Annotated in this window: 7 protein-coding genes and 1 tRNA gene; 2 read left to right on the plus strand and 6 right to left on the minus strand. The window is 55.8% G+C overall.

The genetic code is table 11. The annotated features are described in order from the left end of the window. Window positions 1-38: 38 nt before the first annotated feature. The 4 genes from GMO_RS06925 to metX all read right to left on the minus strand — a co-directional run bounded on the left by GMO_RS06925 (window position 39) and on the right by metX (window position 4,229). Window positions 39-1,352 (minus strand): DEAD/DEAH box helicase, encoded by a 1,314-nt coding sequence (locus GMO_RS06925; RefSeq protein WP_008851611.1) that lies wholly within the window; start codon window positions 1,350-1,352, stop codon window positions 39-41. A 375-nt stretch (window positions 1,353-1,727) separates the two neighbouring features. After that, on the minus strand, window positions 1,728-2,336 hold the full coding sequence (locus tag GMO_RS06930; protein ID WP_008851613.1) for a nitroreductase family protein: 609 nt from the start codon (window positions 2,334-2,336) through the stop codon (window positions 1,728-1,730). An 85-nt stretch (window positions 2,337-2,421) separates the two neighbouring features. Then, window positions 2,422-3,036: a methionine biosynthesis protein MetW gene (metW, locus tag GMO_RS06935; RefSeq protein ID WP_008851614.1), complete on the minus strand. Its 615-nt coding sequence runs from the start codon at window positions 3,034-3,036 to the stop codon at window positions 2,422-2,424. Continuing rightward, window positions 3,036-4,229 carry a homoserine O-acetyltransferase MetX gene (gene metX / locus GMO_RS06940; RefSeq protein WP_008851615.1) on the minus strand — a complete coding sequence of 398 codons (1,194 nt, stop codon included), beginning with the start codon at window positions 4,227-4,229 and terminating at the stop codon, window positions 3,036-3,038. The genes metW and metX overlap by 1 nt, the downstream gene beginning before the upstream one ends. Window positions 4,230-4,381: 152 nt before the next feature. Here metX and GMO_RS14700 point away from each other — a divergent pair, with 152 nt between their 5' ends. Both GMO_RS14700 and GMO_RS06945 read left to right on the plus strand, forming a co-directional pair. Next, window positions 4,382-5,194 (plus strand): hypothetical protein, encoded by an 813-nt coding sequence (locus tag GMO_RS14700; RefSeq protein ID WP_008851616.1) that lies wholly within the window; start codon window positions 4,382-4,384, stop codon window positions 5,192-5,194. Then, a complete protein-coding gene (locus tag GMO_RS06945; protein ID WP_245528452.1) occupies window positions 5,163-8,147 on the plus strand; it encodes a glycoside hydrolase family 99-like domain-containing protein in 2,985 nt (994 codons plus the stop codon). Before GMO_RS14700 ends, GMO_RS06945 begins: the two co-directional genes overlap by 32 nt. A gap of 15 nt (window positions 8,148-8,162) precedes the next feature. Here the strand turns inward: GMO_RS06945 and GMO_RS06950 are convergent, their stop codons facing one another. Beyond that, on the minus strand, window positions 8,163-8,993 hold the full coding sequence (locus GMO_RS06950) for an SDR family NAD(P)-dependent oxidoreductase (protein WP_008851618.1): 831 nt from the start codon (window positions 8,991-8,993) through the stop codon (window positions 8,163-8,165). A 478-nt stretch (window positions 8,994-9,471) separates the two neighbouring features. Then, window positions 9,472-9,548: transfer RNA gene (locus tag GMO_RS06955), tRNA-Met, on the minus strand. Window positions 9,549-9,656: the final 108 nt, after the last annotated feature.

A 9,656-nucleotide genomic window follows, 5' to 3' on the forward strand; every position in this document is an offset into this window, starting at 1 on the left:
GGGCAAGGCGTTTTTTCGTTCTCATGTTCGATCCGGGATCAGCGACGCGGCATTGAGCGCATACCGCCATTTCCCCCTGGACGACGGCCACCACCACTCCGGGCAGGCGCTGCGCCACCCGGACGTCCGCCACCACCAGAACGGCGCCGGCCACCGCCACCACCCCCACGACCGCCACCAAGCACAGGCGGCCGCAACGTGGAATTGCGGGCAGCATCGGAATGATAAGGATGATCCGTCACAACCGGAATATCCTTGCCAATTTTCTTCTCGATATCCCGAAGCCAGGCCCGCTGCTCTGCATCACACAGGGAGACAGCCCAGCCTTCACGTCCCGCACGCGCCGTCCGGCCGATACGATGAACATAGGATTCCGGCACATTCGGCAGGTCGTAGTTGAAGACATGGCTCACGTCGTCAACGTCAATGCCACGCGCTGCAATGTCCGTAGCGACAAGCGCCTTGACGGTACCGTTGCGGAAACCGGCCATCGCACGTTCCCGGGCACCCTGCGACTTGTTGCCGTGAATGGCTTCCGCGCGGATGCCATTCTTGTTCAGGAATTCGGAGACCTTGTTGGCCTCATGCTTCATGAGCGTAAAAACAACGGCCCGGACCACATTCGGGCTATCCAGCAGCATCAGGGCCGCGTCTTTCTTGTTTTCCGCATCTACGAACATGACGGCCTGACGGATGCGATCCACCGTGCTGGATTCCGGCGTGACCTGCACGGTTGCCGGATCTTTCAGCAGGGAATGCGCCAGATCACGAATGGACGGCGGCATCGTCGCGGAGAAGAGAAGCGTCTGACGCTCCTTCGGCAGCAGAGCCATGATCCGCTGGATATCCTTGACGAACCCCATGTCGAGCATGCGATCCGCCTCGTCCAGAACGAGGATCTCCAGAGCGGACAGATCGATATATCCCTGCCCGATCAGGTCAAGCAGACGCCCCGGCGCCGCAACAAGCACATCCACACCACGGCGGGTCGCTTCCACCTGACGCCCCTGCCCCACACCACCAAACACGACGGCATGAGAGAATTTCATGTGCCGCGCATAGGCCGCAAAGCTCTCCCCGATCTGGGATGCCAGCTCACGGGTCGGCGCCAGCACCAGCGCCCTCACTTTCTTGGGAGAAGGCGCCTTACGGTTCCTGAGCAGGTAGTCAAGAATGGGAAGAGCGAAGGCCGCTGTCTTGCCTGTCCCTGTCTGGGCCAGTCCCAGAAGGTCACGACCCTGAAGCAGATGGGGAATGGCGCCAGCCTGAATGGGAGTGGGGGTGGTATAGCCTTCTTCAGCCAGCGCTTTCTGAATGGGCTCCGCGAGATTGAGTTCTGCGAAACTGGTCATTGACCCCTCCTATGGGACGGCAAGGTCCGGCTCAGGCAGTAGATGACTGCATCGCAACGCAGCCAGCCAGCACATCTGCCCGGAGAGCCTCTGTGAAAAATTAGAGAGACCGCTCTTCCGCCCCATCCGGACGCATGTTTCCGCGTGTCATCAGAGACATCCCGGAAAGCCTTGCCCCGCCCGGCCTTCCATACCCATGAACGGGAATGGAAAAGCCTGCCTGGCCGCGCGGACAGACATCTTGAAGAAGCTGTCGGACGCCGTCTGTGAAACAGGGACATCCTAGGTCCGGATATACGGCAGCTTCATACGGGCTGCAAGGCAATCAATTCATCTATTTACAAAAAGTCGTGTTTATTTCTTGTTTTCTTGCAATCAGGCGAAGCGGTCATAAGTAATGACTGCATCGAGAGGCAAGAAACCACCTCTCGGTTGCGGAGCCACCGCTTCCTTGCCAAGTGCAACAAACATGACAAGCTCATGATCCGCCGGCAGATTGATGATTTTGGAAACCTCTGCAAAATCAAACCCGTCCATGGGACAGGTCTGGAGCCCATGCGCCGCCGCTGCCATCATGATGGCATAGGCCGCAAGCCCGCAGGAGCGCATGCCTTCGTCCCGCTGCACCTGCTCCCGACCTTCATAATACTGGCGGATCATGCCGACATACTGCTGTCGCACCGCCTCCGGTGCATCCTTCCAGTACCGTCCGGGATCCTTTTCCCAGGCCTTGATGTCGGCGCACATGACAATCAGCGCGGCACAGTCTTCCACCTGAGGCTGATCCCAGGCTGCTGCGCGTATCTTGCGACGCTGCTCGGCATCACGAACCACGAGGAAGCGATAATTCTGGATGTTATAGGCCGTCGGAGCGTGACGGGCAGCGTCGAGAATAGCCGTCAGTTCGCTCTCGGGAATCTTGTAGGACGGATCAAATTTTTTCGTGGCGCGACGGTTCTTGATGGCTTGCAGGATATCACTCATGCCTGTCTCCGTAATGAGCTGTGAATCAGGAACGTGAAAGGAACTTCTTTCTTAAGACGATCCATTTCAAAAGGTTGCACACCCTTTATGAACCATTCCTGTCTGTCCGACTGAGCAGAAAGAGGGCCTGCTCGCCAAAAAGATTGGCCAGACGAATGGAACGCCGCCACGGAGCCCGGTCGCCATCTTCATCGACGGCAAGCCATTTCTGAATGACATAACCCTCCTCTTCACACAGCATCAGGAAATCCCGGATGGTGCAAGGATGGATGTTCAGCGTGGAATACCATGGCGTGTTCCACACCGCAGTCATGGGCATCCGTCCGGTCAGAAGCAGTTGCAGCCTCAGCCGCCAATGACCGAAATTGGGAAAGGACACAATGGCATGTCGCCCGATCCGGAGCATCTGCCGCAGAACTTCCCGAGGACGCTCCACCGCCTGAAGCGTCCGCTGGAGAACCACATAATCGAAGACGTCATCCGGATAGTTGGCCAGATCATGGTCGGCGTCCCCATGCATCACGGGCAGCCCGTGGGCAACAGCCTGCGTCACGTTCTGCATGTCGATTTCAATGCCACGGGCATCGCAGGCGCGCGTCCGGAAAAGATAGTCGATCAGGGTTCCATCGCCACATCCGACATCCAAAACACGGGCCCGGGGCGCAATCATTTCTGCAATCAGGCGCTGATCCACACGCATCAGACAATTCCCTTCCGAAGATCGGCATGTTCTGCCGCGCCGTTCAGGAAACCCCTTACGGTCCGGTCAAAATCCGGCTCCTCCAGCAGGAAGGCATCATGTCCCCGGTCACTCTCGATTTCCACAAAGGACACATTGGCCCCTGCCCGGTTCAGGGCACGCACCAGAAGACGTGACTGCGACGTCGGAAAAAGCCAGTCCGAACTGAAAGAGACCACACAGAAGCGTACCGAGGTATTTCTGAACGGCGCCGCCAGATCCCCGTCATGCTCCGCGGCGAGATCGAAATAATCCATGGCCCTCGTGATGGTCAGGTAGGAATTGGCATCAAAGCGGCGCACGAAGGTCGAACCCTGATGGCGGAGATAGCTTTCCACCTCGAACATTTCCCCGAAGAGGGACGGACTGCTGGACGCCGGCTGGGCAATCGCAACTTCGTGCCGGATCCGCCGTCCGAATTTCCGGCTCAGAGCCTCTTCGGACAGATAGGTGATATGCGCCATCATGCGTGCAACACCCAGCCCCCGCGCAGGAATGGCGCCAAAATCGCGATAATGACCGTCATGCCAGTTGGGATCGGCGAAAATGGCCTGCCGGCTGACTTCATTGAACGCAATGTTCTGGGCGGAATGAAAAGGAGACGTCGCGATCGGCATGGCCGCGAACACGCGCTCCGGATAATCCGCCACCCAGGTCAGGACCTGCATCCCCCCCATGGACCCACCAACCACGGCGAAAAGCCGCCCAATCCCCAGATAGTCCATCAACTTGGCCTGCGCGGCCACGATGTCATGCATCGTGATCGGCGGGAATTCGCTGTCCCAGGCCTTGCCCGTTTCGGGACGAATGGAGAGCGGACCGCTTGACCCCATGCATCCCCCCAGAACGTTGGAGCAGATGACAAAAAAGCGGTTGGTATCGATCGGCAGCCCCGGACCAACCATCCGGTTCCACCAGCCGGGTTTTCCCGTCAGGGGATGAGGTTCACCCAGATACTGATCTCCCGTCAGGGCATGACAGACCAGAATGACGTTGTCGCGGGCAGGTGAAAGCGTCCCGTAAGTACAGTACGCCACATCCAGCGGCGCGAGATGCACGCCACACTCCAGTTCCAGCCCTTCCTCCAGCCGGACAGTCTCATGCGTGTAGACGGGACCGTCCTCTGCGGAAACAGGCAATATGCTGCTGTCCATCAGTCTCTTAACCTATGACCCTGGATAGGGAAGCCGCATGCTTCCCGAGGCGGACGATATGACATCCTGAAGGATGAGGAGCAAATCCACTTTCTTTATTCACGCTAATTTAACGGCTTGAAATTAGTTTGGAAAAAGTAAAGAAACCATAAATGTCCGATACGTTTTCACGATTTCCTTTGCAGAAATCAGGCGTCTCTTCTTCTGTCCCTGCCCACCCTGCCGAGGCTTCACCCCTGCATGTGCTGGGCTATTCCGGGACGTTCGACGCCGCATATTACGTGAAAAGCAATCCGGACCTGAAAACACTCGGGACAGGTGTCCTGCGTCATTATCACCAGCATGGCTGGCGCGAGGGTCGCAAACCCAATCCCTTTTTCGACCCACACTGGTATCTCAGCCAGAACAGGGACGTCATCGGCGACCCGCTCCTGCATTATGTAAAGCACGGCGAATCCGAAGGGCGACGGCCCATCGCCTGGTTCGATCCCCACTGGTACAGCCAGACATACAGCGTTCCGGACGGGATGCTGGCTCTGGCGCATTACCTTCTCAACAGGCATCGGCAGACCCTTCGCCCCATCCCTGAATTCGATCCGGCTTTTTACCTTCGCAATTATCCGGATATTGCCGCAGCCGGACTGGACCCGCTGGAACATTACATGATCCAGGGCTTCCGGGAGGCACGACGTCCCTTTGAAGGGTTTGACCCGAATTACTACCGGCGCAATTACCTGCGCCATGCGCCCGACAGCAATCCGCTGCTGCATTATCTGGCCAACCGTAACCGCCCAGGCATTTACCCAGCCGCTCCGGATCAGGAAGTCACGGTTTTCCGGGAAGTCCGCCGCCACACACAGTCGGGCCCTTTCTTCGAGCATATCCGCTCCCTGCCCGCCAGCGCCATCCGGCGCGCGCGTTCTGGCCTATTATCTGCCCCAGTTCCATACCTTTCCCGAAAATGAGGAATGGTGGGGCAAAGGCTTTACGGAATGGACCAATATCAGCCGGGGAATGCCGCGTTTCACGGACCATTACCAACTCCGCATTCCACGTGACTTAGGGCATTATACGCTCGATACGCCCGAAATTCTTGTCCGTCAGGCCGAAATGGCGCGAAACGCGGGCATAGAGGGCTTCATCTTCTATTTTTACTGGTTCAACCGCAAACGCCTGATGGACAGCCCGCTGGACATGCTGCTGGCTAATCCGCAGATCGATCTACCCTTCTGTCTGATGTGGGCCAATGAAAACTGGAGCCGTCGCTGGGACGGATCCGAAGACGACATTCTGATTGCCCAGGACTACAGGCTGCAGGACGATGAGGCGCTCATAGACTGCCTGGCCCGTTACATCCACGACAGCCGCTATATCCATGTGGATGGCCGGCCTCTGGTCATGATCTACCGGCCGGGAACCATCCCTGACGCACCCCTGCCGCTGGATCGCTGGCGCCGCCTTTTCCGCAAACGACATAATCTCGACCCGATTTTCGTGATGGGACAGGCGTTTGGCGACCATGACCCCCGACTTTTCGGCATGGACGGCGCCATTGAGTTCCCGCCCCATAAAGTCGTATCGGGCTGTCGGCTCCTGAATGAATCCATGCGTTTCCTGGATGATGATTTCAGTGGGCAGATCTATGATTATGGTGAAATTGTCGAGAAAGCCCTTCAGGAAAAAAGCCCTCCCTTTCCCCTGATCCGAACGGCCAGCCCATCATGGGACAATGATGCGCGGCGGCAGGGCAAAGGCCTTGTCATGCATGGATCAACCCCCGTCCTGTACGAGCACTGGCTGAAAGGACTGGTCGATCAGGCGCAGGAAAATCTGTTTTTCGGCGACCCGATTGTCTGCATCAATGCCTGGAATGAATGGGCCGAAGGCGCCTATCTGGAGCCGGACCAGCACTTCGGAAGCGCCTATCTGAACGCGACTGGCCGTGCCTGCACAGGATTTGAAAGCGCCAGCCGTAATAACCGGATCCTGCTTGTCGGCCATGATGCCTTTCCAGCAGGAGCCCAGAGACTTCTCCTGGAAATCGGTCGGACATTCCGGCGTTTCTTCGGGGTGGATGTCCTTTTTGTCCTGCTGGAAGGCGGGGCCATGCTCGAGGACTACCGCGCGACTGCGCCCGTGGAAATCCTGCCCGCCGACGCCCGAACCACCACGGAACGCCTGTCTGCTCTGGCCGGAGAAGGCTACCGGACCGCCATCCTGAACAGCGCAGCGTCCGCGCCCATGGCCCCCCTCCTGCAAAAGAACGGTATCAGGCAGACTTTTCTGATCCACGAACTGCCGAATATCCTGCGCAGCCGCAATCTGCAGGCCCCGCTGGAGACCGCCTGTTCCCTGGCTGAAAATGTCATCATTCCTGCTCGCAGCGTTGCCAGCCGCCTCGAACTGGACACGCATCCCGCCCTCACCCTGCTTCCGCAGGGATTGTACGACCGTAACATAACATTCAGCCCGAAAACGTACCGCAGCCTCCGCCGACAACTGGCCCTTTCTGCCGACGCCACAATTGTTCTGGGAGGCGGATATGCAGATATGCGCAAAGGGTTCGACCTCTTTGTGCAGTTCTGGCGCAAGCTGGGCCGGAAAATTCACTGCGTCTGGATTGGCGCGATTGAAGAGAGCCTCAAAAACGCCCTCCAGGCCGAACTGATTGAAGCAAAGAACAGCGGAACATTCCATCTGCCCGGCCAGGTCACGAATGTTGGCGACTGGCTGGCGGCAGCCGATGTCTTTGTCCTTCCCTCCCGCGAGGACCCTTATCCTTCGATTGTTCTGGAGGCTCTGGCTTCCGGGCTGCCCTGTGTGGCGTTCGAAAACAGTGGCGGCATTCCCCATCTGCTGGAACACTATGCGGCACGCCCAGACATGGCGAACAGGCTCGTACCATTCGGCGATGTCCGGGCGCTGGCGGACACTGTCAGTGATCTGTGCAGATGGTCGAAAGACCGATCGGCCCGCACCCGGCAGACCTTAGCCCGAGAGATGAAAAAAGATTTCTGCTTCACCTCCTATGCCGAAAAACTTTTCCAGCTCCTGCTGCCGGACCTTCCCCGCATTTCGGTCGTCATTCCGTCCCACAATTATGCGGAATATCTTCAGGCACGCCTTGCCTCGATCTTCGCCCAGACATTTCCCGTCCTTGAAGTAATCGTTCTGGACGATGCCTCCAGGGATAACAGTGTAGAGACCGCCCATCAGACTGCTGCCGAATGGAACAGGGAAATCCGGTTGATCCGGAATACGCATCCATCCGGCTCCGTTTTCAGACAATGGCGAAAAGCGATGCTGGCCGCACGAGGAGACTGGATCTGGATTGCCGAAGTCGATGACCTCTGTGAGCCACAGTTTCTGGAACATCTCGTCAAGGCCATTTCCCAGAAACCTGACGCCATCATGGGCTTCACGGACAGCCGTTCGATTGACGAGAAAGGCGCGACACTTTCTGTTTCCTATCGTCCGTATTGTGCTCAGACCGCAGGAACACTGCTGGAGCAGGATAGCTATTATAAAGGAAAGGATTTCCTGCGAGGATGCCTGTCCGAGCGCAACCTGATCCTCAACGCCAGCAGCGTTCTTTTCCAGCGAAAAAAAATGAAAGCAGCCTTCACGCGTTGCCGTAAAGATCTGGAAACACTGAAAATTGCTGGCGACTGGCGTCTGTATCTTGAACTTCTGGACAGCGAAAATGACGGTATCGTCTATGTTTCAAAATCCCTGAACATCCATCGCCGCCATACCAGCTCAGCGACGCACGCTCTCAATCGTCGGGAACATGTGGAAGAAGTGATGTTCATGCATGATCTGTTGAAATCCCGCCTCTCTCTGCCACCATCACATGTCAGCCAGCAGAGGGAATATCGCCAGCTTCTTGAAAAGCAGTTCGGACTAAAGGCAGGATAAGGACACCGTTTGAAGTCAGCCTTTTTTACGGAGATAACGGTTTTGTCCCGAACGCCCGATAATCTGTAGAAACGGCGTCATCCATCGCAGAAGCCAGGGCATCATCAGACAGGCATGACCGAAAACGCCGTCAATCCTGGGGAGAAAAAATTCCTGTCCGGACTTCTGGCTGGCACGCAGGATGAATTCCGCCACACGCCGTGGCGATAACGGTTGACTGACAAAATTCAGAACAGATCCGCCATCCGCTATTTCCCGATCAAGCATCAGCGTATCGACGGCTCCAAGAAAAACCGAGGAAACCCGAATCCGCCGTGGACGCAGATCCAAAGCCAGCGAACGGGCAAAACCACGCAGCCCGAATTTGGACGCCGTATACACACTACTGCCCTGTAACGGCAGAACACCCGCAACAGAATTGACGAAGAGAATATGTCCGCCAGAAGGAACTGAGGAAACCAGCCCACCGGTCAGAAGAATAGGACCAGTTAGATTTATCATCATCTGGGAGTTGATATAAGAGGCCGTAATATTGGAAGAATCTTCAGGATGTATCAACCCGGCACAATGAATCAAAAGATTCACCACGATCTTTTTCTGCCTGATATATTCAGATACTTTCTGAATACTTTCTTCAGACGTCAGATCGCAGGGCACGGGAATAATCCTGTCAGGCCAGTCCGGAAACTGTTCCCGGACATTTTCAGCATGACGAGACAGAACGAAAACACGGTAATTTTTTGATAACAGGAGACTGACAATTTCACGACCAATCCCGCCTGTGGCTCCTGTCACAACAGCGGAATGAGGATCAGAATCTGGGAAACGTGTATCAATCTTCTTCATGGCGCCGAGTGTACAGAAAAAGAGACAAACATCCTCTATTATTAGATAAATATTTTCTTTCTTCCTTGTCTTCGTCCTTTCCAAGTAAAAAACAGTTATTTTCTTTTCAATAAAATCAAAAACTCAGAAAAATATACACATGTACAATTAAAATTAAAAAATTATTTTAAAACAAAGTTTCTTGAAAGTAATTTCATTAGTTTTTATCACATAAAAAAGAAGAAGATCGGATTTATATTCTTAAAACGACCCTAAAGGACTGCTTGGGTTCACAAGAAGGAAACCATGCGGATCCAGCGTCGGAGCGCGTAATTCTCCCGCCCCTCCGTCCCTGATTGTACGGATCGCTGGTCCCGGGAGTGAATTGTCTAGTTACCGGAGCTTGTAACGTCGGACAGGAAGAGCGCCGTGTTTCAGGCACAAAAAAACCCGCCTGTGATGGGCGGGTTTTTCCTAGTCTTTTCAGACGCATATTCAATGGTTGCGGGGGCAGGATTCGAACCTGCGGCCTTCAGGTTATGAGCCTGACGAGCTACCGGGCTGCTCCACCCCGCGGTGGTGTTTGATGATGTTGGTGTATGGGAGGGGTGGACTGGGGGACCTGGCGGCGACCGACTTTTCCGCACCTTGACGGTGCAGTATCATGGGCGCTGAGGGGTTTCA

Origin of the sequence: Gluconobacter morbifer G707 (genome assembly GCF_000234355.1) — a bacterium.
GTDB classification, from domain to species: Bacteria; Pseudomonadota; Alphaproteobacteria; order Acetobacterales; family Acetobacteraceae; genus Gluconobacter; species Gluconobacter morbifer.